This is a genomic window from Pseudomonas sp. JV241A (assembly GCF_900275665.1).
Classification (GTDB): domain Bacteria; phylum Pseudomonadota; class Gammaproteobacteria; order Pseudomonadales; family Pseudomonadaceae; genus Aquipseudomonas; species Aquipseudomonas wadenswilerensis.
This window is the reverse complement of record NZ_OPYO01000006.1, coordinates 106155-129986: the sequence shown is the minus strand read 5'-3', so window position 1 is coordinate 129986 and position 23832 is coordinate 106155. Positions and strand designations below refer to the sequence as shown.

Below are 23832 nucleotides of genomic sequence, written 5' to 3'. Positions count from 1 at the left end.
ACCTTGTTCAGGCCCGGCGCGTGCCCCTGTCGGTATCAGCCTGGCGGTTGAAAGCGCACCTTGAGCAGACGATCGACACCTTCCCCCAGATAGAACGAAAAGGGCCTGCCGCTCTGGTAGGCAACCGCTCGACAAGCGTCGAATGCCTCGGGGTCGTTGCGGATGAAGTACATGTAAGGCTGATACCTGACGGTGCCAATCGAGCCGAACTCGAACACCAGACGGTCTACAGTGTCCGGGCGGTCGATGCGTACCCGCATACCGCCCATCTCCAGACGTTCGAGCAACTGCTGATCATCGAAAAACAGCTGCGCCGGCGCCTGGACTTGCTCACCGCTGGCCATGCGCAACTTCATTTCGCCGCGCAGGTCGCTGCCACTGACATCGAACTCGGTCACCTCGAAGGGCAACGCTGCCTGCAGCCTGGCATTGGCCTCACAGATCATATCGGCCTGCGGCTTTTGCGCAGTCGCCTGCTCTTTGCGTCGCAACTGCACATCGATTCCAGAGCGAAAACTGAAGTGCAGTGGCAGCGACACCTCACCGAGTGCGACGATCTCCCTGGGCGCCGGGCCGAAGTCATAAACACCCAGGCCCAGCTTTCGCGCCTGGCGCATGTCGACCATCAGCCGACCACTGAGCCGGGCCGCTTCACGAGCGGGCTCGAATGACTCGAACAACGCCCGCAGATCCTGGCGCTGCCTGGCATTCAGGGCATCATCGGCAAAGCGCAGCTGCAGTGCCCGCCGGCTGTCGGGATCGAGCACCAGGTCGATCTTTTGTGTATCGATCTGCTGCGTAGCGATGATCTGCTGCAGCGCCTGGACATAGCGCGGGTCGATTTCGTCGCTGGCGCTGGTGCGGGTAACCGACTCCTGAAAATACAGGGTCATGAAGGTGCTTCGGTCGTCGCGCAACATGACCATGCATACCGCGACCACTGCCACGCAACCCACGATCTTCACTGCCGTCCTGGCAAAACGTCCTTTCATTTACAGAGTTCACCTTCCACTTCGCCAACGGGTTTGGCCTTTTCAACTGCCGGTCGGCGCCACTGCGGCACACCGATCAACACCACGGCGCCAATGATAACCGCCATTGCCACGCATTCCTCGAAACCGATCTGTTCGCCGGCAAAAACGATCCCCAGCAGCACCGCCACTGCCGGGTTGACGTAGGCATAGCTGGTGGCTGCGGCCGGACGCACGTGCTTGAGCAGGTACATGTAGGCGCTGAAGGCCAGGATCGAGCCAAAGAACACCAGGTAGGCCAGCGCCCCCCAGCCGGCGGCGGTGGGCATCTGGGTCATGCGTTCGCCGCTCAACGCGCTGCCGAGCAGCAAGACCACGCCACCAACGAGCATTTCCGCGGCACTGGCCATCGGCCCCTGGGGCAGCGGCAGGCTTTTGCTCCATACCGAGCCGAAGGCCCAGGAGGCGGCGGCAAACAGGATCAGCGCGGCACCGACGGGGCTGGCCTGCAGGTTGGAGCCGAGGTTGAGCAAGGCGATGCCAACCAGGCCGAGGACAATCCCGGCCCATTCCAGGCGAGTGTTGCGATGGCCCCAGAGCAGGCCGAACATCAAGGTGAACAGCGGCACTGTGGCCACCGCCAGCGCGGCCACACCAGAGGCCACGCCAGCGTGCTCGGCCAGGGTCACGCCACCGTTGCCACAGCTGAGCAGCAATACACCGATGACACCCGCTGCCCGCCATTGCGGCCAGGTCGGTGCCGGCACGCCGCGCCAGCGCAAAAAGCCGTAGAGCAAGGAACCGGCAATGACAAAACGCACCCCGGCCATCAGTAACGGCGGCCAGGATTCGACGCCGATGCGAATCACCAGGTAGGTCGAGCCCCAGACCAGGTACAAGGCGAGAAAGGCGCCGATCAAGACTAACGGGAAGCGACGGGAGGCAGGCATGGGGGGCTCGAATTATGGGTGTCGGGCGGTTAGTTTAGAAAGGCAGCACGGCAAACATAAGTTACAAAACCTGTTTAAACGAGCCGTACACTTTTGAAACAACGGTTATTCAGGTCTCGTACCTTTGAATCGACAATCAGCCTCTGGAAGCCCATGGACAAGTACGATCGCATGCTCCTCAGCGCCCTGCTGGACAACGGCCGCGCCTCCTTCGCCGAGCTCGCGCGCAAGGTCAATCTCTCCGCCCCGGCGGTGGCCGAACGGGTGGCCAAGCTTGAGGCCAGCGGGGTGATTACCGGCTATCAGGCCAAGGTCGACCTGGAGAAAATCGGCCTGCCGATCCAGTGCGTGATCGAGCTGCGCCTGGCCAGCCATGGCAACCAGCAGACCTTTGAGGAGCTCACGCAGATCCCGCAACTGACCGAGTGCCACCGGGTGACCGGCGACCCCTGCGTGATCATGCAGGCGGCCGTGGCCTCGATGCCGGAACTGGAGGAACTGATCAACCGCATTGCCCAGTTCGGCTTCAGCAAGACTTCGATCATTCTCTCCAGCGCCGTGGAGCGGCGCCTGCCGCTGGGCCACCTGGAGCACAACGGCAAGAAGGCCTAGCGATAGTTGTTCAGCGCTTCGCCGATCTTCGCCGCGGGGACTTTCTGCAGGCTGCAGAACAACTGGTGGGAGACGCCGTTGACGCCCTGCTGGCGCAATTGCCCGGCCAGGTGCTGGGCAAGGTTGGCGGCCATTTCCGCATCAGCCATGGCCCGGTGCGCGGTGCCGGTGTCAGGCAGGCCGGCCCAACGGGTCAGGGTGCCCAATTTGTGGTTAGGCGCCGATGGCATCAGGCGCCGCGCCAGCAACATCGAACAGGCGAACCGCTGGCTGCGGCTACGGCCGATCTGTGAAAGCTCGTAGTCCCAGAATTTCTGGTCGAACGAGGCGTTGTGGGCGAGCATCGGCGTATCGCCAACGAACTCGGCCACCTCGTTCATCACCCGGGCGATCGGTGGCGCACTGCGCAGCATGGCGGTGGTGATGCCGGTCAAACCGGCGACAAACGCCGGCACCGGCACCCCGGCATTCATCAGGCTTTGATAGCGCTCGACGATGCGCCCGCGCTCCAGCATGACCACCGCCACCTCCGTGGCCCGGCAACCGGCCCCTGGTGAAATACCGGTGGTTTCAAAGTCGATGACAGCGATACGTTCCAAAACGACAACCTCGGAAATCTTAATGCTTGAGCAGCAGGCTGCCCTCGATGGGCACATAACGGCTGGCCGCGCGAATCAGTGAATTGGCGGTCAGCCCCGGCACGCCATAGGCGACGGCCTGAATGCCGTGACGGCTGATGACCCGCTCGAGCAGCAGGTCGAAATCGCCATCGCCGGAAGCCAGCACCACCTCATCGACCCGCGCGGCGGCGTCGATCACATCGAGGGTGATGCCCACGTCCCAGTCGCCCTTGGCCGAGCCGTCGCTGCGCTGGATATAGGGTTTGAGTTTGACTGTGAAACCAAGGTTGCGCAGGATCTGTTGAAACTGCTGCTGCTTGCTGTCGCCGCGGTCGATGGCGTAGGCCACCGCTTCGACGATCTGCCCGTGCTGGCTGATGTCGGCCCACAGCGCCGCGTAGTTGAAGTGGCAACCGTAGGCCTGGCGCACGGTGTAGTAGAGGTTCTGCACATCGGCGAATACCGCGATCTTCTTCACCGCTTTTCCTCATGGCGCCACGGCGCTGTTACCGGCCGCCGCACACCGGGGCCGTTTCGGCGCCCAGTATGCCAGCCCGCGAGCCATGCGGGTAAGCGCGGTCAGACGAAGCTGTCGTCGTCACCGCCGAAGAAGCCGCCGTCATCATTGCCGTAGTCGGTGTCCATGAAGCCGCCCTGGTCGTTGCCATAGCTGCCATTGTCGGCGGTCAGGCGTTGCTCGTCGTTGCTGCCCCAGCCGCCCGTGTCGCTGGCGGGCGCCGGTTCTTCCTTGATCACCTCGACCACTTCTTCAGGCTGCGAGTGATGGTTGAACAGGCTGCTGATACCCTGGGCCAGCATCACCCCGCCGGCCACGCCAGCGGCAGTCTGCAGCGCGCCACCGAGAAAGCTGCTGGCACCACCGCGGGCCGGAGCCTGGGCGGGAGCTGCGTTGAAACCCTGCTGCTGGGCAGGTTGGTTGAATGACGGGCGCGACGGTTCGCGCCAACCGCCGCCTCGGCTGGGAGTGCTGGCGGGGGCCGGGTTCTGTACCGGCTGTGGATCGCGGGTGCCACTGCCGAATATGCTCGACAAGAAGCCGCCGCCGCTGCTCGGCGCGGTCGCTGCAACCTGGGCCCTGGCCTGTTTCAGCTCGGCCTCCAGCTGTTTGTTCTGTTCGTCGAGACGCTTGAGCGCCGCTTCCTGCACCAGGATCGCCTGGGCCATGTAGTAAGGCGCCGCGGGTTGCTGCTGCAGGTGTTCGCCGATGCGCGCCTGGGCCTGGGCGTCGCGCGGCACAGCCGGGTCCTCGGCTTGCTTGAGCCGACCGAACAGGCCGTCGATCAGGGTTTGTTCTTCACTGTTCATGGGCAACCTCACTGCAAAACCGGAAAATCGAGTACGGGTAAAATGGGGTGCCGGGGCCGTAGATTCAACACAAGCCGGGATTAAACTTTCTTCAGGTTGGCCTACGGCTGGGCTAAAGTGACGCCCTGCTTTTTTTCAATGCGATATCGACCGATGAATCCGCTTAGTGTTCTGCGCGACTCCCTGTATTTCTTCCGCCGTCACCTGCTGAGCATTGCCCAGCTGTGCCTGCCGCTGGTGGTGCTCGAAGCACTGTGCACCCAGCTGCTGAACCAGCAGCTGGGCGAGGATGCCTCGCCAGGCTACGGCATGCTGGTCAGCCTGCTGTTCTACCCGTTGTACAGCGCCGCGCTGATCCTCTACCTCGACACCCGCAGCAACGGCTACACCCCGCTCAAGCGCAACCTGCTGGCCATGGCCTTGCGCCTGTGGCCGTCGTTCGCCCTGATGGTGATGCTCAGCTCGTTGCTGATCATGGCCGGCGCCGCGCTGTTCATCATTCCCGGCATCTGGGTGATGATCCATCTGGTGTTTGCCGAATACGTCCTGGTACTGCGCGGCCTGGCGCCAATCGAAGCCATGCGTGAAAGCTTCAAGCTGAGCACCGGTAATTTCTGGCGCATTTTCAGCTGCATCCTCGGCGTGCTGGCGCCGCTGTGGCTGATCGACGGCCTGAGCATGATGCTGGTGCCCGAGCCTTCGGCGCTGGTGCAACTGGCCCTCGACAGCGCCAACGGCTTCCTGCAGCTGTTCAGCACCGTGGTGATGTTCCGCCTGTACATGCTGGTCAGCGAACCGGTTGCAGAGCCACCGGTATCCTGACTGGTTAGCGGACGAACGGCTCGGGTATGCTTGGCGGTGACCTGCCAAGCCAAGCCGAGCCGATGACCCGACTACTGCGCAACGCACTGCTGACCCTGCTTGTTCTGTTCGCCCTGCTGTGGCTGCTGGCCACGCAGCTGAGCTGGCAACCCGAGCCACGCGAAACCTTGCCGGTCAGTTGTCGCGCCGGCAACGCAACGCTGGTGCCGGGCCAGGTGCTCAAGGTGATGACCTGGAACGTGCAGTACCTGGCCGGCAAACGCTACGTGTTCTGGTACGACCAGGGCCGTGGCGACGACACCCGCCCTACCCCTGAAGACCTCGCCTTCAACCTCGATGAAGTGGCGCGGGTTATCCGCGCCGAGCAGCCGGACATCGTCCTGCTCCAGGAACTGGACAACAACGCCAAGGCCAGCGACTACCAGGACCAGCTGGCACTGCTGCGTGAGCGCCTGGTCGATATCTACCCCTGCGCGGTGCAGGCCTATGACTGGAAAGCCGATTTCGTCCCCGACTGGCATATTTTCGGCAGCGTCGGCCGCAGCCTGGCGACCCTGAGCCGCTACCCGATCAAACAGGCCGAACGCGTGCAATTGCCGGTGACCGCGAGCAACACCCTGCAGCGCTTGCTGCAACCTCAGCAAGCCATCCTTGCCAGCTACCTGCCACTGCGCGACGGCGGCCAGTTAGCGGTACTCAACACCCGCCTCGCCCCCTTCGAGGCGGGCAGCGATATCCAGCGCCAGCAGGTGCAACAGCTAACGCGGCTGCTCGACAAACTGGAAAGCCAGGGCACCCCCTGGTTGATCGGCGGCGACTTCAACCTGCTGCCGCTCGGCCAGTACCGGCGCCTGCCGGCCGAACTGCGCGGTCAGTACAGCGCCGACAGCGACTTGCACCTGCTCTGGGACAAGTACCCGATGATCCCCAGCAACGCCGAAGCCAGCGGCGCCGACCGCGCGGCCTGGCTGACCCATTACCCCAACGACCGCAATGTGCAAGGGCCGGACCGCACCCTCGACTACCTGTTCCACAGCCCCAAACTGCAGCGTCTGGGGGCACGGGTGATTCAGCAGGACACCCTGGAAATTTCCGATCACCTGCCGGTCACGGCGCGCCTTGTACTGCCTGCGATGCCCTGACTATTTGCGTGGCTTGGCCCGCGCGGTGGCCTCGGCTACCAACGGGTCATCCGGCCAATAGTGCTTGGGATAGCGCCCCTTCAGATCCTTCTTCACCTCGGCATAGGTACTGCGCCAGAAGTTGGCCAGATCCTGGGTCACCTGCACCGGCCGCCGCGCGGGCGACAGCAGGTGCAACAGGACTTGCTGTCGGCCCTGGGCAATACGTGGGGTTTCGGCCAGGCCGAACAGTTCCTGCAGGCGCACGGCGAGGATTGGCGGGGTTTCGCTGTAGTCCAGGCGGATGTTCGAGCCTGAAGGCACGCTCAGGTGGACCGGCGCCTGTTCATCCAGGCGCTGAGGCAGTGGCCAGGGCAACAGATTGCGCAGGATCGACGAGAGGTCGAGCTGGGCGAAATGGCTCAGACGGGTGACCTTGCCCAGGTAGGGTTGCAGCCAGTGCGAAAGGCTTGCCAACAGGGCTGCGTCGCTCAGGTCCGGCCATTCACTTTCACCCAGGGTTGCCAGGTCGAGCTGGCGCAACAGTGCCACACGCGCCTGCCACTGGCGCAGCTCGGGGGTCCACGACAGCAGCTCCAGGCCCTTGCGCCGCACCAGTTCCAGCAGGGCCTTTGCGCGGGCGTCTTCGTCCAGGCCGGTCAGTGGCTCTCGGCTGAGCACCAGCTCGCCGACCTTGCGCTGACGCTCGGCACGCAAAACGTTTTCGCGTTCGTCCCAGTCGAGGATATCCAGGCTGCGCACCTGTTCGGCCAGCACCCCGTCGAACAGTGCCGGGTCGAAGTCGGCGGCGAGATAAATGCGCTCCTCGCGCTGGCCCTGGCGGCTGCCCAGGTCGGCAATCACCAGCCACGAATGTTTCATCAAGGCATCGGCTTCGCCGAACAGCGCGGCACGGCCGTTAGCCAGCCGATATTCCGCACCGCCGACACGCCGCTGTTGGCCGACCCGGTCCGGATAGGCCAGCGCCAGCAAGGCGCCCAGCCAGCGGGAATGGTCAGGGTCGGCAACAGCTGAAGTGGCTTTGCCACGCAGATAACCACGGTACTGGCGAGCCAGTTGCCGGGCGCGCTGCACGCCGCCCTGCCCGCCTTTGGCTGCGCGGGTTTCGCCGCTGAGCAAGGCCAGGCGACTGTGCAGGTCAGCACCGCCGCCGCGCAGAATGTCGCGTTCACCGAGCAATGCGGCGACGTCGCAAGCCATGTCGGCCAGCCCCAGGTCCTGGCCGCGCAGCAGCAAGTGGGCGATGCGCGGATGCGCCGGCAATTCGGCCATGGCCTGGCCGTGGGCGCTGAGGCTGTCCTGACTGTCGGCCTTGAACGCGCCCAGACGCCGCAACAGGTCCAGCGCCTGGCCGTACGCGGCAGCAGGCGGCTGGTCGAGCCAGCGCAATTGTTCGGGGGTGACGCCCCAGCGCGATAGCTGCAGGGCCAGCCCGGCCAGATCGGCCTGGAGGATTTCGGCCGCGCCGTACGCCGCCAGTTGCTCATGCTGGGCTTCGGACCACAAGCGATAGCACACGCCGGGCTCAAGGCGTCCGGCACGGCCGGCGCGCTGGGTGGCGCTGGCGCGAGAGATGCGCTGGGTGTCCAGGCGGGTCATGCCACTACCCGGGTCGAAACGCGGTACCCGCGCCAGGCCGGCGTCGACCACCACGCGCACGCCGTCGATGGTCAGGCTGGTCTCGGCGATGTTGGTCGCCAGCACCACCTTGCGCAGGCCGGCAGCGGGCGTGTCGATGGCGGCGCGTTGGGCATTGAGGTCGAGCTCGCCATGCAATGGGCATAGCAGGACATCGCGGCGATCACCGAGGGCCTCCTGCAAGGATTGATGCACCCGGCGAATTTCCGCCTGACCCGGCAGGAACACCAGGACACTGCCCGACTCGTCAGCGATGGCCTGCAGCACCGCATCGACCACCCGCGGCTCGATGAACTCGCCCGGCTGGAACGGCCGGCCCCACCGCACATCGACCGGGTACATGCGCCCTTCGCTGCTGACCACCGGGGCATCGTCGAGCAAGCTCGACAGACGCTCGCCCTCAAGGGTCGCCGACATCAGCAGGATCTTCAGCGGCGGCTCGTCACGCAACAACTCGCGACCATTGAGGCTCAGGGCCAGGGCCAGGTCGGCATCGAGGCTGCGTTCGTGGAATTCGTCGAAGATCAGCAAGCCCACACCGTCCAGGGCCGGGTCGGCTTGCAAACGACGGGTGAGAATCCCTTCGGTAACCACCTCGATCCGCGTGTTCGGGCCGACCTTGCTGTCCAGCCGAATGCGATAACCGACCGTTTGCCCGACCTGCTCGCCCAACTCGCTGGCCAGCCGCTCGGCTGCCGCCCGTGCCGCCAGGCGCCGCGGTTCGAGCATGAGGATGCGCTGCCCGGCCAGCCACGGCTCATCAAGCAGCGCCAGCGGCACACGGGTGGTCTTGCCGGCGCCGGGGGGCGCTTCGAGCACCGCTTCGTGGCGCTGGCTCAAGGCTGCGCGCAAGGCTGGCAGTACGGCATCGATCGGTAATGATTTCATGGTGGCCCTCAAACAATCCGCCGAGTATAACGGCGAACCGAGCCTGCCTTATCATGGTCTTAGCTGTAGATACCGGCTCTTTGCCTGTATCGTTGTCGCCTTCATTCCGGAGATTTCCATGCGTATTCCCTCCCGTGTCATTGGCGGCGTCGTGATCGCCACCCTGCTGACCCAACTGACCGCCTGCGGCACCCTGTTCTTCCCCGACCGACGCGGCCAGATCGAGGGCAAGATCGACCCGGTGGTCGCCGCCCTCGACGCAATCGGCATCCTTTTCTACGTGATCCCGGGCTTGATCGCCTTCGGTATCGACTTCGCCACCGGCGCTATCTACCTGCCAGGCGGCACCACTGCCCAGGTCGCGCCCGAGAAGCTCAATGAAGCCATCAGCGCCGACGGCAAGGTCGACAACAGCAAGCTGCAGGCTATTCTCGAGAGCGAACTGGGCCAGCGCCTGCCGCTCAACGACCCACGCCTGATCCAGCACAAGGGCAGTGTCGAGCAACTGGCCATGTACGGCCTCAAGCCCGCTGCTTGATCTTTGACAGGAAGCCACCTTCGGCATGACTCCCTCGGCTGAACACCAACGCCTGCTGCGCCTGGCCACCCGCGCCTCGCTGGCGGTGGCCAGTATCCTGATCCTGACCAAGGCGGTGGCCTGGTGGCTCAGCGGTTCGGTCAGCCTGCTGGCCGGGCTGACCGATTCGGCGCTGGATGGCGTGGCCTCCTTTCTCAATCTGCTGGCCGTGCACTACGCCCTGCGCCCGGCCGATGACGACCACCGCTACGGCCACGGCAAGGCCGAAGCCATGGCCGGCATGGCCCAGGCGCTGTTCATTGCGGTCAGTGCGGTGCTGATCGGTGTACAGGCGGTGGAACGGCTGCAGAACCCGCAACCTTTGGGTGATACCGGCATCGGTATCGCGGTGATGCTGTTATCGCTGGTGCTGACCGTTGCCTTGTTGATGCTCCAGGGCAAGGTGATCCGCATCACCGGCTCGACCGCGGTGCGCGCCGACTCTCTGCATTACCGCTCCGACCTGCTGCTCAACGGCAGCATCCTGGTGGCGCTGGTGCTGGCGCGCTTCGGCTGGCCGCAGCTCGATGCGATTTTCGGTCTGGGCATCGCCCTGTACATCTTCTGGAGTGCCTTGCAGATTGCCCGGGAGAGCAGCTCGATCCTGATGGATCAAGAGCTGCCCAGCGACATCAGCGAGCAAATGCTGGCGCTGGCCTGCAGTGTGCCGGGGGTACGCGGCGCCCATGACTTGCGCACGCGTGTGTCGGGCAGTCACTGGTTTGTGCAGTTGCACCTGGAACTGCCCGGGGACTTGCCGCTGACCCAGGCCCATGCCTTGTGTGACCAGGCTGCGGCGGCGATCAACAGCAAGTATCCGAAGGCTGAAGTGCTGGTGCATGCGGATCCGGTGATGTGAGGCCATTGGCAAGGCCGGCTCCCACAATGGAACTGCATGCACCGTTAAACTGTGGGAACTGGCCTTGCCAGCGATGGGCTGCGCGGCAGCCCCCGGTTCAGTTGACGCTATACCCCCGCCCGCTCAAACAAGCACCCTGCGCCCGCCGATAGTTATCGGCCACTTGCGCCGCTGGCGCGTAGCTGGCCGCCGCCGGGTCAAACCCGGTCTGCTGCACCGCCCAGCGATGGCATTCGTAACGATCACGATCAAGCTGCTGAGGGCTCTGGCCCTGGGCCGGATAGGCGATCACATCATAACCGGGGCTACTCTGTACCGGCGCACTGGCCGTCGGTGGATTGACCACCACGTACTCGCGGCTGTCCTCGAGGTACTGGTAGTAAGTACCCGCCGCGAGGAACAACAGCGCGCCGCCACTCCATACTTGCCGGGCATAGTCGGGCAGGTAGTTGACCCGTGCACCATAGGGCGGCGTCACCACAACATAGCGCGGGCCTTGCGGGCGATACCAGTAGCCGCCGGAATAGAAGTAGTCATCCCCGCGATAGGGCACTTTCCAGTAGCGATCGGGGAAGCGGTCGATTGTGTGCCCCGGCCGATACTGCGGGCCGGGCCCCCAGCCATTGCCGTGGCCATCCGGACGCCCGGCGCCACCGGCCTGGTAGTAGCGATTGTCGTTACGCCGCGGAATGTCCTGGTAGTAACCGGTACGCGGCTCCTGAGTCTGACGCACTTCATCGGGCCGCGACTGCAAAGGTGAAGCCCCCTGCCCTTCGGCCAGTAGCGGCAGATTGACACTCATGCACAGCAAACCAACACCTGCCATACGCCAGACGCGCGACTTCATGCTTTTCCTCTCGGACCGGTAACAAGGGGCCTGGGATTACTTTATCAGGCCGTCTGCAACGGGGTATCGGCCGCCAGATGAAATTTGCCAGGCAATAAAAAAGGGAGACCCTGGGGTCTCCCTTTGAGAATTTTGTCCGTGCTCGGCGCTTGTGACACCGGCTCACCTCACGCCGTCTTGTGGACAGTGTGTAGCCCGGGGGCCGAGCACAACCTGGTGGGGTTGCTGGCCGCAGCTGGCCTGATTCGGCCCGCCGCACTGGACTGATGTCCGGGCAGTGATTCTGGTGATAAGAATACGGCGAAGGCAGCGGCAGAGGATTGCGAAGATTGCTCAATTAAATATCACTTGCGCAATTTTTGCCTACAGATTGATAATTCAACGCAATCGAAACAGAAAAGGCCAACCCCATGAGCAAGCTTGACCGCTATGACCTGAGCATTCTTGCTGAATTGCAGCGCGATGCGCGTATCTCCAACCAGGAACTGGCCGAACGCATCGGTCTTTCACCCTCGCCTTGCTCGCGCCGGGTCAAGCAACTGGAAGACGACGGTTACATTGCCCGTCAGGTCGCCCTGCTCGACCGCAAGAAGCTCGGCCTGAGCCTGACTGCCTACGTATTGATCGGCATGGACCGCCACACCCCCGAGCGCTTCGAGACCTTCGAGTCGGCGATCCGCAGCCTGCCGCAAGTGCTCGAATGCAGCCTGGTTACCGGGATGGATGCCGACTACCAGTTGAAAGTCGTGGTGCCCGACATGGACCATTACCAGCAGTTGCTGCTGGGCCACCTGACGCGCATTGAAGGCGTTACCAGCGTGCGTTCCAGTTTCGTTCTCAACCAGGTACTGGCCAGCACCGAAATGCCGCTCACGCACCTGCGTTAGTCAGGCTGGCAAGGGGGGCGTATAATCGCGCGCCTCAACCTGCCGGAGAAAATCGATGGATCCTGCGTTGTTCGAAGAGTGGATGATGACCATCCTGGTCACCATCCTGATTGGTTTCATGGGCTTTATCGTCTGGGACCTGGCGAAAAAATCCAAGGCCGGCAAGTTCGGCACCTTCATCCTGTTTTTCGTGCTGGGCCTGGGCATCCTCGCCTTCATCATCAAAAGCGTGGTGATCGGCTTTATCGAAGGCGTTTAAAGCCTGGCCGGCACTTCCCGCCACTGGCCCTGATCGAGGCCATCCAGGCTCCAGTCGCCGATCCGCACGCGCACCAGGCGCAGGGTCGGCAGGCCGACGGCAGCGGTCATGCGCCGCACCTGACGGTTGCGCCCTTCCTTGATCACCAGCTCCAGCCAACAGGTCGGCACGCTCTTGCGAAAGCGTACCGGCGGGTTGCGTGGCCAAAGGTCTGGCTCGTCGAGCTGACGGGCCTGGGCCGGCAAGGTAGGGCCGTCGTTGAGTTCGACGCCATCGCGCAAGCGCTGCAACTGCTCCTCGCTCGGCTCACCCTCCACTTGTACCCAATAGGTTTTCGCCAGCTTGTGCTTGGGGTCGGCAATGCGTGCCTGCAACTGGCCGTCGTTGGTCAGCAGCAGCAAGCCTTCACTGTCACGGTCCAGGCGCCCGGCCGGGTAAATGCCGGGGATGGCGATGAAGTCCTTGAGGGTCGCGCGCCCTTCGCCGTCGCTGAACTGGGTCAGCACGTCAAAGGGTTTGTTGAACAGGATCAACCGCGGCTCGGCCGGCGGCGCCTTGGGCAGGCGACGCGGGCCGGCGGGTTTGGCCGCGGGACGCCGCGGCTTGGTGCGTGGGGGTAACGGCATGGGGCCTCAGCGGAACGGCGGCTCGTCAAAACTGCGCAGTTTACGCGAGTGCAGCGAGTTGAGCTCGGTACGCAGCAGATCGAGGGCGGCGATGCCGATCTTCAGGTGCTGGCTGACTGCCCGGTTGTAGAAGGCGTTGGCCGCCCCCGGCAATTTGATCTCGCTGTGCAGCGGCTTGTCGGAGACGCACAGCAAGGTGCCGTACGGGACCCGCAGGCGATAGCCCTGGGCGGCGATGGTGCCGCTTTCCATGTCCACCGCCACTGCCCGCGACAGGTTGATCAGCGGCCGTTCCTGCGCCCAGCGCAGTTCCCAATTGCGGTCGTCGTAGGTCAGCACGGTACCGGTGCGCAGGCGCTTTTTCAGTTCGTCGCCGCGCTCGCCCGTGACCTGCGCCGCCGCTTCCTGCAACGCCAGTTGCACCTCGGCCAGGGCCGGAATCGGAATGTTCGGCGGCACCACCCGGTCGAGAATCCCGTCGCGGCGCATATAAGCGTGGGCCAGCACATAGTCGCCGATGGTCTGCGATTGGCGCAGGCCACCGCAGTGGCCGATCATCAGCCAGCAGTGCGGACGCAGCACCGCCAGGTGGTCGGTGATGTTCTTGGCGTTGGACGGGCCGACACCGATATTGACCAGGGTAATGCCGTCGCCATCGGCAGCGATCAGGTGATAGGCGGGCATCTGGTAGCGGTGCCAGACCACCCCGGCGACCAGGGCCTGGGCTTCGCCGTTGTCCATGGCCTTTTCGATGATCACATTGCCGGGCAGGACCATGCGCACAAAACGCGGGTCATCACGCAGGCGCTCAAGGCCGTGGCTGATGAACTGGTCGACATAGCGGTGGTAGTTGGTCAGCAGGATCCACGGCTGCACTTGTCGCCAGTCGCTACCGGTGTAATGCACCAGGCGGCGCAGGGAGAAATCCACCCGCGCGGCGTCGAACAGCGCCAGCGGCAGCGGATCGACGTTGGCCCAGTCATACAGGCCGTCGGCGATGCCGTCGGTGGCGGCGGAAAGATCGGTACTGGGGAACACCCGCGCCAGCGCGGCGGCAGTGATGCCGGTGCCGGCCAGCTCGTCGCCCTGCTCGACCACATAGGGGTAAGGAATGTTCTGCTGGCTGACGCCCACTTCGACCGTGACGGTGAAGTCGCGCATCAGTGGCTTGAGCTGCTCGAGGAGGTAGCCACGGAACGCCGCCGGCTGGGTCACGGTCACGCTGTAGGTGCCAGGCAGCTGGACCTTGGCGTAGGCCCGGGTGATCGCCGGAACTTCACCATGGTACTGGTAGGTCAGACGCAGTTCGGGGTAGCGGAACAGCGCCCGCTCCTCGGCATCCGGCTCGGTGCGGTCCTTGAGGTAGCGCTTGAGCGCCTGGCTCAGGGCCGCGGTGGCTTGTTCGTGCAGGGCCGCGAGGCGATCGACGGCCTGCTCGGCGGTTTCTACGACAACGAAGGCTTCATCAGTACGGCTCACAATGTACTTCCTGTCTGACATGCATGCGCCCATCTTGCCTATATCCGGCGGCAAAGGCACGCACGTTAGAGCGGCCAGTTCGGGGTCGAGCGCTGCACCAGCGCCGCGACGTCGACGCCACGGGGCAGCACGCCGTATACCCGGCCGTTGCCACTCAGGCGGCTGGCGATAAAGGCATCGCTGACCGCCGTGTTACCGGCTTCGAGCAGCAGCTTGGCCTGCAGGCCGACGGCGATGTCTTCGCTGAGCTGGCGGGCGCGGTACTGGATGTCGGCGGTGTCGGCAAAGGCCGCCTTGAGGTTGCCAATATGCGCGGCCAAGCGTGGATCGCCGTGACCATCACCCAGCTCGGCGAACAGCGTGTCGAGAACGCCCGGCTCCTTGGACAGTGCGCGCAGCACATCCAGGCACTGGACGTTGCCCGAGCCTTCCCAGGTCGAGTTGACCGGTGCTTCGCGGTACAGCCTCGGCAGGATGCTGTCTTCGACATAACCGGCGCCGCCCATGCACTCGGCTGCTTCGTTGATCATCGCTGGCGCCCGTTTGCAGATCCAGTACTTGCCCACGGCGGTGATCAGCCGGGCAAAACGCGCCTGATGCGGATCATCCGGCTGGTCGAGGGCCCGCCCCATGCGCAGGCTCAAGGCCAGCGCCGCCTCGCTTTCCAGGGCCAGGTCGGCCAGCACGTTCTGCATCAATGGCTGCTCGGCCAACAGGCGTCCGCCGACCTGGCGATGAGCGCAGTGGTGGGCGGCCTGGGTCAGGGCCTGGCGCATCAGGGCGCTGGAGCCAACCATGCAATCGAAGCGGGTCATGGCGACCATTTCGATGATGGTCGGCACCCCCCGGCCTTCCTCGCCGATCATCCAGGCCAGGGCGCCGCGGAACTCGACTTCGCTGGACGCGTTGGAGCAGTTGCCGAGCTTGTTCTTCAGGCGCTGGATATAGAACTGGTTGCGACTGTCATCCGGGCGGTGGCGCGGCAGCAGGAAGCAGCTCAGGCCCTTGTCGGTCTGGGCCAGGGTCAGGAAGGCGTCGCACATCGGTGCCGAACAGAACCATTTATGCCCGACCAGCTCATAAGCCTGGCCCGGGCCGGGCGCACCGACCGGGTAAGCACGGGTTGTGTTGGCGCGTACATCGGTGCCGCCCTGCTTCTCGGTCATGGCCATGCCCAGAGTCACGCCGACCTTGTGGCGATCGCCAACGTTGCGCGGGTCGTATTCAGTGGCCAGCACTTTCGGCAGCCAGTACTCGGCCAGTTCCGGCTGCAGCTTGAGCGCCGGCACCGCGGCAAAGGTCATGGTCAGCGGGCAGCCACTGCCGGCTTCGGCCTGGCTGTGCAGGTAGGTCATCGATGCGCGGGCGACATGGGCGCCCTCCCGCGGGTCGGTCCAGGGCAAGGACGGCAGGCCATGCTCGATGGCCGTGCGCATCAGCTCGTGATAGGCCGGATGAAACTCCACCAGGTCGATGCGATGACCATAACGATCATGGCTGCTGAATTGCGGCTTGTTCTGGTTGGCCAGAAAGCCCGCGGCCATCAGCGGCCCGCCAGCCAGAGCACCGTACGCATCGATGCGCTCCTGCGCCCAACCCGCCCCGTAGCGCCGCGACCATTCCTGCAACGGCAGGTCGATGCGGTACAGGTTGGCGCCGTCCAGGGATGGCGGCTGGTTGGTGACCTCATGGGTTTCAGCGTACTGGTGCAGGTTCATCGAGGGGCCTCCTGGATCCTGGCGTGACTGAAATTTCAGTGAATCACGCCCTGCCCCCCTGTCAAAGTGACAAAAACGCCTAACTAGCCGTGATTTAGCCCTGGCCTGACCATGCCCAGCTGCGCCTGGGGCGGGCTCAAGGGCGCGCGCAGGCTCAGCTCGAAGCGACTGCCCAGCCCCGGGTTGGATTCGTGCTGCAGGCGTGCGCCGATCAGCTCGGCCAACTGCCGACAAATCGCCAGGCCAATGCCCAGGCCGCCGTATTCACGGGTCATCGAACCATCGACCTGGAAGAAGCGCTGGTACAGCGTGGCTTCATCCAGGCAGTCGAAACCGATGCCACTGTCGCTGACGCTGATGCTCAAGCCCAGTTGGTCCGGCCCCAGGCGATCACCGCGTACCTGCAACATGACTCCGCCCTGATGAGTGAACTTGATGCCGTTATCCATCAGGTAACCCAGACACATGGCCAGCTTGTGCCGATCGCCGATCAGCACATCCGGCAGCTCCGCCGGGGTATCCAGGCTCAGGTACAAGCCCTTGGCCATGGCGGGAGCAGCGTATTCGGCACGCACCTCCTGCAGCAGCGAACGCAGGCTGAACGGGGCGTTCTGGGCGCTCAGGCGGCCGGCCTGCAGCTCGGTGAGGATGAGAATGTCATCGACCATGCCCATCATGTCCTGGGCCGCCGAAGTAGCGGTGTGCTGATACTGGGCCAGCTCGCCGTCCAGCGACATGGTCTGCATCAGCTCCAGCGAACCGATCACACCGTTCATCGGCGTGCGCAGTTCATGGGTGACGGTGGCCAGGAACTGGTCCTTGAGGCGGTTGCTGTTGGCCAGCTGGACGTTGAGCTGCTCAAGGGTCCGACCGGTTTCGCGCAGGGTCTGGGCCTGCTCTTCACGCATACTGTTTATGCGGTCGGCCAGGGCCAGCGACAGCAGGCCGACCTCCAGCGCCGAACCGATCTGGCTGGCATACATGGTCAGGAATACGTTGGGCAAATAGCCCAGTACCATCAGGGTGTTGACCAGGCCGCCGAGCAAGAACGCCGACCAGGCGATGATGAAGTAGCGAGCCACGCGCAAACCACGGTGCCAGGCATAAATCCCGGCAGCGAAGATGCATACGGTAAACAGCAGCGCCAACGCCGTGGCCAGACGCAGGGCGACGCCGTAGCTGCTGGTCAGCGACAGCAACATGACCAGCGCACCACCGCCCATCAATACCTTGAGCACCCCATCGAAGGCACGGCTGTGATTGCGCAGCTGCAGGAAACTGCGGGCAAACTGGCAACCGAACAGGCCGGACGCACCGATGAACATTGGCGTGGCGGCGTTCGCCCACCAGGGGCTGTCCGGCCAGAAATAGGCCACCCCGGCGCCGTTGACCGAGACCTGGTAAAGGCCGAACGAAGCGATATAGAGGATGTAATACAGGTAACTGGTGTCGCGCACGCTGAGGTAGATGAACAGGTTGTACACCAGCATCCCCAGCAACACGCCATAGATCAGGCCCAGCACATACAGGCGGGTCGGCTGTGCTTCCAGGTAGGCCTGGGCCGACCACAGGGTCAGCGGCGCCTGCACCGAACCCTGGCTGTGCAGGCGCAGGTAGGCGGTGGTGGTCTGGCCGGGAGTAAAGGGCAGTTCGAAAAGGTAGTTGTTCTGCTTGATTTGCCGACTGGCGTAAGGCAGGGCGTCGCCGGTGCGCTGGGCCAGGCGAAAGGTGCCGCTGGCGTCCGGCAGGTAGAGTTCAAGGTGATCGAGGGGTGGATAGGCCAGCTCCAGCAACCAGGTACGTGGCGCGGCCGACGGCAAGGCGGTGTAGTGCAACTGGATTTTCAGCCAGAACACCGAGGTGGAATAGCCGGCATTGAGGACCTCGGCCCGGTGCGGGCGAAAATGCTCGCTGAACGACGGCGCACTGACCTGCGCAATGCTGGCATTGCCATCGCGGTCTTCGAACACCTGCATCATCTGCCCCAGCGGCAAGCTGCGGGTGGAGTCGTTGAAATCGACCGCCGTGGCCAGTAACGGCAACCAGCCCAGCACAACAATCAGCAAATAGCGCATACAGCCCCAGCATGGTCTGTCCCGGTCGCGTCGCGTAGCCTCCTGTCCGTTTGAGGCGACGCAATCCGGCAGTAACCGTTATCGGTTTATTCGAGCACTCTAGCATAGCTTTCCGAGCCTGCCAGACGCCACTGAAAACTTTGCACCGAAGGCTCTAGAACGGCACTTTCAGCGTTTTTTAAACTGCAGTTCAAACGCCCGTTGAAAAATCCGCGGCGCCGGGGCGGACCCAGCAAAAGCGTTTGGTGATAAGCTCGCGCACCATGAATACCTACAGCTCCCGCCCCGTTGTCCTCTGTCTCTCCGGCCACGACCCCAGTGGCGGCGCCGGCTTGCAGGCAGATATCGAAGCCCTGATTGCGCAAGGCTGTCATGCCGCTCCGGCCGTGACCGCCCTGACCGTCCAGGATACTGTCAATGTCAGCGACTTCCGCGTCCTCGACCGCGAGTGGGTACTGGCCCAGGCCAATGCCGTGCTCGCCGATTCGACGGTAGCGGCGGTCAAGCTGGGCATGCTCGGCTCTACCGAAATGGTCGATACCGTGGTCGAACTGCTCAGTGCTCATCCGCATCTGCCGCTGGTCTGCGACCCGGTCCTGCGCGCTGGCGGCGGTGGCCGCCTGGGCAAGGATGAAGTCGGCTACGCCATGCGCGAGCGCCTGCTGCCCTTGGCAACCATCGCCACCCCTAACCTTCCCGAAGCGCGCATCCTGGCCGAACTGCCCGAAGGCAGTGCCGATGAATGCGCAGAAAAGCTCCTGCCGTTTGTCAGACACCTGCTGATCACCGGCGGTCACGGCGACGAACACGAAATCCATAACCGCCTGTACAGCCGCGACGGCCAGCGTCACACCTGGACCTGCCAGCGCCTGCCCGGCAGCTACCACGGCTCCGGCTGCACCCTGGCCAGCACCCTGGCCGGCCGCCTGGCCCTTGGCGAACAACTGCAGAGCGCCGTGCGCACAGCCCTGGACTACACCTGGCGAACCCTGCGCGACGCCGAGCAACTGGGCAAAGGCCAGTTCGTGCCGCGCCGCCTGCCCCTGGATTTCTGTTCCTGATCTTCGCTTGAGGTCTACACCATGAAGTTACGCGGCCTGTATGCCATCACTGACAGCCAGTTGCTGGCCGGCAAGTTTCTGCCCTATGTCGAAGCGGCCCTCGAAGGCGGCGTGACCTTGCTGCAGTACCGTGACAAGAGCCAGGACGAGTCCCGCCGGCTGCGCGAAGCGGAGGCCCTGGCCGAGCTGTGTGCACGCTACAACACTCAGTTGATCATCAACGATGACGCCGAGCTGGCCGCGCGCCTGGGCGTCGGCGTCCACCTGGGCCAGACCGACGGGCCGTTGACCCCGGCGCGAGCCTTGCTCGGGCGCAACGCCATCATCGGTTCCACCTGCCACGCGCAAATTGACCTGGCCGAGCAGGCCGCCCGTGAAGGCGCCAGCTACGTCGCCTTCGGCCGCTTCTTCAACTCGGTGACCAAGCCGGGCGCACCCGCCGCCGACATCGCCCTGCTGGAGCAAGCGCACGACCGCATCCATCTGCCGATCTGCGTGATCGGCGGCATCACCCTCGACAACGCCGCCCCGCTGGTCGCCCACGGCGCCAGCCTGCTTGCGGTGATTCATGGCCTGTTCGGCGCCGACAGCACGCAGGAAGTCACCCGTCGTGCCCGCGCCTTCAACGCCCTGTTCGCATCTGCCTGATTGAGAGAGCCCATCATGTCTCGTTCCGAAACCCTGTTTGCCAACGCCCAGAAACACATCCCCGGTGGCGTCAACTCGCCGGTGCGGGCGTTCAAAAGCGTTGGCGGCACGCCGCTGTTCTTCAAGCACGCCGCCGGTGCCTATGTCACTGACGAAGACGACAAGCGCTACGTGGACTACGTCGGCTCCTGGGGCCCGATGATTCTCGGCCATAGCCACCCGGACGTGCTCGAGTCGGTACGCAAGCAACTGGAGCACGGCCTGTCCTACGGCGCCCCCACCGCCATGGAAACCGAAATGGCCGACCTGGTCTGCTCGATCGTGCCATCGATGGAAATGGTGCGCATGGTCAGCTCCGGCACCGAAGCGACCATGAGCGCCATCCGCCTGGCCCGTGGCTACACCGGCCGCGACAGCATCATCAAGTTCGAGGGCTGCTACCACGGCCACTCCGACAGCCTGCTGGTAAAAGCCGGTTCCGGCCTGCTGACCCAGGGCGTGCCAAGCTCCGCTGGCGTTCCGGCAGCCTTTGCCAAACACACCCTGACCCTGCCGTTCAACGACATCGACGCGGTCGAGAAGATGCTCGCTGACGTCGGCCAGGAAGTCGCCTGCATCATCGTCGAGCCGGTCGCCGGCAACATGAACTGCGTGCCGCCGGCGCCTGGTTTCCTCGAGGGCCTGCGCACACTGTGCGACCAGCACGGCGTGGTGCTGATCTTCGACGAAGTGATGACCGGTTTTCGCGTCGCCCTGGGTGGCGCCCAGGCGCACTACGGGGTCACCCCCGACCTGTCGACCTTCGGCAAGATCGTCGGCGGCGGCATGCCGGTGGGCTGCTTCGGCGGCAAGCGCACGATCATGGAACAGATCGCGCCGCTGGGCCCGGTCTACCAGGCCGGTACCCTGTCGGGCAACCCGCTGGCCATGGCCGCCGGCCTGACCACCCTCAAGCTGATCAGCCGCCCGGGCTTCCATGACGAGCTGAGCGCCTTCACCAGCCGCCTGCTCGATGGCCTGCAACAGCGCGCCGATGCCGCTGGCATCCCGTTCGTCACCACCCAGGCTGGCGGCATGTTCGGCCTGTACTTCAGTGGCGCCGACGATATCGTCACCTTCGATGACGTCATGGCCAGCGATGCCGAACGCTTCAAGCGCTTCTTCCACCTCATGCTCGAAGGTGGCGTGTACCTGGCGCCAAGCGCCTTCGAGGCAGGTTTTACCTCGATTGCCCACGGTGAAACCGAGCTGCAGATCACCCTGGATGCGGCTGAGCGAGCGTTCGCCAAGCTCTGATTTTTGCAGCCCTCGCGGGGCAAGCCAGCGCCCACAGTGATCATTGTGGGAGCGGGCTTGCCCCGCAATGGGGCCTTGCAAAGCAGAAAATCGAGTAAAGACTTTGTAAGGTAGGCGCTGCTTATCCCATAATGTGCCACCAGACACTTTGGCCGCAGCTTTGCAGAGGTATGTCGATCCCCATGAACCGCACCGGCCGCGCCCTTGCCCTGGGCTGCCTGTTGCTTCTTCAGCCCCTGCTGGCCACGGCAGGCGGTAACTCGTTGCTGATTCCAGCAACGGGCCGCTGCACCCTCGATTCCCAGCCCGAAGACCTGCCGCAAGCCCTCGCCGCCTGCCAGGACGCGGCCAAGTCCGGGGATGCCCAGGCCCAGTACGAGCTGGGTGAGTTCTACTACGAAGGCACCCATACCCCACGTGACCTCAACCAGGCCCTGAGCTACTTCGAGCAAGCCTCGCTGCAAGGCCACGCCGAGGCTCAATACCGCCTGGGCACCATGTTCTACAAGGGTGAAGGTGTGGCAGCCAACAATGTGCAGGCCTACATCGTACTGAAGATGGCCGCGGTCAACGGCGCAGAAGACGCGCTGGACATGGCCGACGAGGTGTCTGCCAAGATGCCCCGCGATGAGCTGGAAGTCGCTACCCAGGTGCTCGGGCAGATTTTCCGCAAATACCTGCTGGAGCTGCAGACCGCCGAAGGTCGCACGCCCTTCTCACCGCTGCCCTGAAACGCTCGCCTACTTCTCCGGCATTGGCATCGGGAACGGCATTACATTGCCAGTACCGCGCGCCTCGCTGATCTTGGGCGTGCCCAGACGCTCGACCTCGTCGATGCGCACGATCGAATGCATTGGCACAAAGCTGCGCACCACGCCTTCGAACTGGGCCTTGAGCTTTTCTTCGCTCGGGTCGACCACCACCTGGGTGCGCTCGCCAAAGACAAATTCCTCGACTTCAAGGAAGCCCCACAGATCGCTTTGATAGATCTGTTTGGCGTACATCTCGTACACCTGGCCCTGGTTGAGAAAGATCACTTTGTAGATCGGAGCTTCGCGTTTGGTCATTTTTGGCGGGGACAATCACGGGTGGTAAAGAAGGCGCAAACTATAACATAGGCACCGGGCCGACAACGCTAGGATCCAAAGCCCCAGGCCCTTATAATGTGCGGTTCTTCGAATCACCAGATGATCTCCCATGGCCAAGAAGCTTTACATCGAAACCCACGGTTGCCAGATGAACGAGTACGACAGCTCGCGCATGGTCGATCTGCTGGGTGAACATCAAGCCCTTGAAGTCACGGCCCGCGCCGAAGACGCCGACGTCATCCTACTCAACACCTGCTCGATCCGCGAGCGCGCCCAGGACCGGGTGTACTCCCAGCTGGGCCGCTGGCGTGAACTCAAAGACCTGAAGCCGGACATGGTCATCGCCGTCGGCGGCTGCGTGGCCAGCCAGGAAGGCGAGTCGATCCGCAAGCGCGCGCCCTATGTCGACGTGGTCTTCGGCCCGCAGACCCTGCACCGCCTGCCGGAAATGATCGACGCCGCGCGCACCACGCGCCTGCCGCAGGTCGATGTGTCGTTCCCGGAAATCGAGAAGTTCGACCACCTGCCCGAACCGCGCATCGATGGCCCCACCGCCTATGTCTCGGTGATGGAAGGCTGCAGCAAGTACTGCACCTTCTGCGTGGTGCCCTATACCCGTGGCGAGGAAGTCAGCCGGCCGTTCGATGATGTACTGGCCGAGGTCATTCACCTGGCCGAGAACGGCGTGCGTGAAATCACTCTGCTGGGGCAGAACGTCAACGGCTACCGTGGCCAGACCCACGACGGGCGCCTGGCGGACCTTGCCGAGTTGATCCGCGTGGTCGCCGCCGTCGACGGTATCGAGCGCATCCGCTACACCACCTCGCACCCGCTGGAATTTTCCGACAGCCTGATCCAGGCCCACGCCGAGGTGCCGGAGCTGGTCAAGCACCTGCACCTGCCGGTCCAATCGGGCTCCGACCGGGTACTGGCGGCGATGAAGCGCAACCACACCACCCTCGAATACAAGTCCAAGCTGCGCAAACTCAAGGCCGCGGTGCCAGGCATCTGCATCAGCTCGGACTTCATCGTCGGCTTCCCCGGCGAAACCGAGAAAGACTTCGAGCAGACCATGAAGCTGGTGGCCGACGTCGGTTTCGACTTCTCCTACTCGTTCGTCTACAGCCAGCGTCCGGGCACCCCGGCTTCGGACCTGCCGGATGAAACCCCGGAAGAAGTGAAAAAAGAGCGCCTCAAGGCCTTGCAGCATCGCCTCGATACCCAAGGCTTCGAGATCAGCCGACAAATGGTCGGTACCGTCCAGCGCATCCTGGTCACCGACTACTCGCGCCGTGACCCCGGCCAGTTGCAGGGACGCACCGAGAATAACCGTATCGTCAACTTCCGCTGCGACAATCCCAAGCTGATCGGCCAGTTCGTCGACATCCATATCGACGACGCGCGTCCGCACTCGCTGTTCGGCTCGCTGGCCCATTGACCTGT

At 63.9% G+C, this 23832-nt stretch carries 24 protein-coding genes; 12 read left to right on the top strand and 12 right to left on the bottom strand.

Annotated features, from left to right (window positions below; all coding sequences use genetic code 11):
- Positions 1-35 precede the first annotated feature (35 nt).
- Both JV241A_RS02925 and yedA read right to left on the bottom strand, forming a co-directional pair.
- Positions 36-992, bottom strand: a complete 957-nt coding sequence (locus JV241A_RS02925; RefSeq protein ID WP_134061331.1) for a hypothetical protein — start codon at positions 990-992, stop codon at positions 36-38.
- Complete coding sequence (yedA, locus tag JV241A_RS02920) at positions 989-1921, bottom strand: drug/metabolite exporter YedA (protein ID WP_115085190.1); 933 nt, start codon at positions 1919-1921, stop codon at positions 989-991. Before yedA ends, JV241A_RS02925 begins: the two co-directional genes overlap by 4 nt.
- A gap of 153 nt (positions 1922-2074) precedes the next feature.
- Between yedA and JV241A_RS02915 the strand changes: the two genes are divergently transcribed.
- Positions 2075-2533, top strand: coding sequence for an Lrp/AsnC family transcriptional regulator (locus JV241A_RS02915; protein WP_115085189.1), 459 nt, complete (start codon positions 2075-2077; stop codon positions 2531-2533).
- On the opposite strand, the gene JV241A_RS02910 is transcribed toward JV241A_RS02915, so the two are convergent.
- The 3 genes from JV241A_RS02910 to JV241A_RS02900 all read right to left on the bottom strand — a co-directional run bounded on the left by JV241A_RS02910 (position 2530) and on the right by JV241A_RS02900 (position 4479).
- The gene (locus JV241A_RS02910) at positions 2530-3132 is read right to left on the bottom strand and encodes a 3'-5' exonuclease (protein WP_115085188.1); all 603 of its coding nucleotides are present in this window, start codon (positions 3130-3132) and stop codon (positions 2530-2532) included. The genes JV241A_RS02915 and JV241A_RS02910 overlap by 4 nt on opposite strands.
- Positions 3133-3151: 19 nt before the next feature.
- On the bottom strand, positions 3152-3631 hold the full coding sequence (locus JV241A_RS02905; RefSeq protein ID WP_036996945.1) for an NYN domain-containing protein: 480 nt from the start codon (positions 3629-3631) through the stop codon (positions 3152-3154).
- A 101-nt stretch (positions 3632-3732) separates the two neighbouring features.
- Positions 3733-4479 carry a DUF2076 domain-containing protein gene (locus tag JV241A_RS02900; RefSeq protein WP_115085187.1) on the bottom strand — a complete coding sequence of 249 codons (747 nt, stop codon included), beginning with the start codon at positions 4477-4479 and terminating at the stop codon, positions 3733-3735.
- 153 nt (positions 4480-4632) lie between these two features.
- On the opposite strand from JV241A_RS02900, the gene JV241A_RS02895 reads away from it, so the two are divergent.
- A complete protein-coding gene (locus JV241A_RS02895) occupies positions 4633-5301 on the top strand; it encodes a hypothetical protein (protein ID WP_115085186.1) in 669 nt (222 codons plus the stop codon).
- A 62-nt stretch (positions 5302-5363) separates the two neighbouring features.
- On the top strand, positions 5364-6443 hold the full coding sequence (locus JV241A_RS02890; protein ID WP_115085270.1) for an endonuclease/exonuclease/phosphatase family protein: 1080 nt from the start codon (positions 5364-5366) through the stop codon (positions 6441-6443).
- On the opposite strand, the gene hrpB is transcribed toward JV241A_RS02890, so the two are convergent.
- Positions 6444-8969, bottom strand: coding sequence for an ATP-dependent helicase HrpB (gene hrpB, locus JV241A_RS02885; RefSeq protein WP_134061330.1), 2526 nt, complete (start codon positions 8967-8969; stop codon positions 6444-6446).
- A 118-nt stretch (positions 8970-9087) separates the two neighbouring features.
- Between hrpB and JV241A_RS02880 the strand changes: the two genes are divergently transcribed.
- Together JV241A_RS02880 and JV241A_RS02875 are read left to right on the top strand one after the other, a co-directional pair.
- Positions 9088-9507 carry a polyribonucleotide nucleotidyltransferase gene (locus tag JV241A_RS02880; RefSeq protein ID WP_115085184.1) on the top strand — a complete coding sequence of 140 codons (420 nt, stop codon included), beginning with the start codon at positions 9088-9090 and terminating at the stop codon, positions 9505-9507.
- Between the two features lie 25 nt (positions 9508-9532).
- Positions 9533-10405, top strand: a complete 873-nt coding sequence (locus tag JV241A_RS02875; protein ID WP_134061329.1) for a cation diffusion facilitator family transporter — start codon at positions 9533-9535, stop codon at positions 10403-10405.
- A 97-nt stretch (positions 10406-10502) separates the two neighbouring features.
- On the opposite strand, the gene JV241A_RS02870 is transcribed toward JV241A_RS02875, so the two are convergent.
- A complete protein-coding gene (locus JV241A_RS02870; protein ID WP_134061328.1) occupies positions 10503-11252 on the bottom strand; it encodes a DUF6515 family protein in 750 nt (249 codons plus the stop codon).
- Between the two features lie 410 nt (positions 11253-11662).
- Between JV241A_RS02870 and JV241A_RS02865 the strand changes: the two genes are divergently transcribed.
- Positions 11663-12139 (top strand): Lrp/AsnC family transcriptional regulator, encoded by a 477-nt coding sequence (locus JV241A_RS02865; protein WP_115085181.1) that lies wholly within the window; start codon positions 11663-11665, stop codon positions 12137-12139.
- A 55-nt stretch (positions 12140-12194) separates the two neighbouring features.
- Complete coding sequence (locus JV241A_RS02860) at positions 12195-12398, top strand: DUF2788 domain-containing protein (RefSeq protein ID WP_010222926.1); 204 nt, start codon at positions 12195-12197, stop codon at positions 12396-12398.
- On the opposite strand, the gene JV241A_RS02855 is transcribed toward JV241A_RS02860, so the two are convergent.
- From JV241A_RS02855 to JV241A_RS02840, 4 genes are all read right to left on the bottom strand, one after another.
- A complete protein-coding gene (locus JV241A_RS02855; protein WP_166675639.1) occupies positions 12395-12961 on the bottom strand; it encodes a pseudouridine synthase in 567 nt (188 codons plus the stop codon). The two genes, JV241A_RS02860 and JV241A_RS02855, sit on opposite strands and share 4 nt — an antisense overlap.
- 69 nt (positions 12962-13030) lie before the next feature.
- A complete protein-coding gene (gene amn, locus JV241A_RS02850) occupies positions 13031-14524 on the bottom strand; it encodes an AMP nucleosidase (protein ID WP_166675633.1) in 1494 nt (497 codons plus the stop codon).
- Between the two features lie 44 nt (positions 14525-14568).
- Positions 14569-16221 carry an acyl-CoA dehydrogenase family protein gene (locus JV241A_RS02845; protein ID WP_115085178.1) on the bottom strand — a complete coding sequence of 551 codons (1653 nt, stop codon included), beginning with the start codon at positions 16219-16221 and terminating at the stop codon, positions 14569-14571.
- Positions 16222-16304: 83 nt separating this feature from the next.
- Complete coding sequence (locus tag JV241A_RS02840; protein WP_134061326.1) at positions 16305-18296, bottom strand: hybrid sensor histidine kinase/response regulator; 1992 nt, start codon at positions 18294-18296, stop codon at positions 16305-16307.
- A 263-nt stretch (positions 18297-18559) separates the two neighbouring features.
- Between JV241A_RS02840 and JV241A_RS02835 the strand changes: the two genes are divergently transcribed.
- The 4 genes from JV241A_RS02835 (at position 18560) to JV241A_RS02820 (ending at position 22032) form a co-directional block, all read left to right on the top strand.
- A complete protein-coding gene (locus JV241A_RS02835) occupies positions 18560-19357 on the top strand; it encodes a hydroxymethylpyrimidine/phosphomethylpyrimidine kinase (protein WP_115085176.1) in 798 nt (265 codons plus the stop codon).
- Positions 19358-19378: 21 nt separating this feature from the next.
- Positions 19379-20005: a thiamine phosphate synthase gene (gene thiE, locus JV241A_RS02830; protein ID WP_115085175.1), complete on the top strand. Its 627-nt coding sequence runs from the start codon at positions 19379-19381 to the stop codon at positions 20003-20005.
- A gap of 15 nt (positions 20006-20020) precedes the next feature.
- Positions 20021-21301: a glutamate-1-semialdehyde 2,1-aminomutase gene (gene hemL / locus JV241A_RS02825; protein ID WP_115085174.1), complete on the top strand. Its 1281-nt coding sequence runs from the start codon at positions 20021-20023 to the stop codon at positions 21299-21301.
- 182 nt (positions 21302-21483) lie between these two features.
- Positions 21484-22032 carry a tetratricopeptide repeat protein gene (locus JV241A_RS02820; protein ID WP_115085173.1) on the top strand — a complete coding sequence of 183 codons (549 nt, stop codon included), beginning with the start codon at positions 21484-21486 and terminating at the stop codon, positions 22030-22032.
- A gap of 9 nt (positions 22033-22041) precedes the next feature.
- Here the strand turns inward: JV241A_RS02820 and JV241A_RS02815 are convergent, their stop codons facing one another.
- Positions 22042-22368, bottom strand: a complete 327-nt coding sequence (locus JV241A_RS02815; RefSeq protein WP_010222917.1) for a DUF1820 family protein — start codon at positions 22366-22368, stop codon at positions 22042-22044.
- A 130-nt stretch (positions 22369-22498) separates the two neighbouring features.
- Between JV241A_RS02815 and miaB the strand changes: the two genes are divergently transcribed.
- A complete protein-coding gene (gene miaB / locus JV241A_RS02810; protein ID WP_115085172.1) occupies positions 22499-23827 on the top strand; it encodes a tRNA (N6-isopentenyl adenosine(37)-C2)-methylthiotransferase MiaB in 1329 nt (442 codons plus the stop codon).
- The last annotated feature ends 5 nt before the right edge of the window (positions 23828-23832 follow it).